We start from the raw sequence: 824 nt of genomic DNA, 5'->3' as shown, positions 1-824 counted from the left end.
CGTCGATGAGCAGGTAGCGGTTCTGCTCGGTAAGGAAGAACCCGGGCGCGATGGCGTTCACGCGGATGTCCGTCGAGTAGTTGTGCGCCATGTGGACGGCGAGCCACTCGGTGAAGTTCGACACCGCGGCCTTCGCGCCAGAATACGCCGGGATCTTTGTTAACGGCGTGTAGGCGTTCATCGAGGAGACATTCAGGATACAGCCAGAACCCTCCTCGATCATGTACTCGCCGAAGACCTGCGAGGCGAGTACGGTGCCGGTGAAGTTAACGTTCAGAACCTGCTGGAACCCCTCTGCCGGGAGGTCGAAGAAGGACGTGTCTGGGCCCGTGGTCGCGTCGGGGCTGTTGCCGCCGGCGGCATTGATCAACACGTCGATTCGACCGTACTCATCGATCACTGTTTCCGCGGCTGCTTCGAGTTCGGCTCGGTCGAGGACAGACGCCGACACCGTGAGATGTTCGATCCCCGCCGCTGCGAGCTCTGATCCGGTTTCCCGCAACTTCTCTTCACCGCGTGCGAGGACCACGACAGTCGCGCCGTTCTCGCCGAGCGCGCGCGCCATTTCTGAACCGAGCACGCCGGAGCCGCCGGTGATGACGCACACCTTGTCGTCGACATCGAAATCGTTGGGAACGCTCATTGTCTGAATTATCTCTATTTTGTATGTACTGCGTGATGTATCTTTTCGTCCGCGTCGTCCGTCAGGCCGGACGGAAGCGGAGAATGGTCGGGCACCGCTCGCATTCAGTCGGCGGTTGTTTCGGGGCTAGCCGTTGCCTCGCGGTCCTCACGGTTCGCCGTCGTCTGCTCCAAGAGCCCGC

Annotated in this window: 1 protein-coding gene; it reads right to left on the bottom strand. The window is 61.3% G+C overall.

Annotated elements, in window-relative coordinates:
- The coding region (locus DVK07_RS19960; RefSeq protein WP_121598550.1) for an SDR family NAD(P)-dependent oxidoreductase at positions 1 to 643 on the bottom strand (643 nt) is incomplete at its 3' end.
- Between the last annotated feature and the right edge of the window lie 181 nt (positions 644 to 824).

The sequence above is a fragment of the Halorubrum sp. Atlit-26R genome (assembly GCF_003666015.1).
Classification (GTDB): domain Archaea; phylum Halobacteriota; class Halobacteria; order Halobacteriales; family Haloferacaceae; genus Halorubrum.
This window is presented reverse-complemented; position numbering and strand designations above follow the sequence as displayed.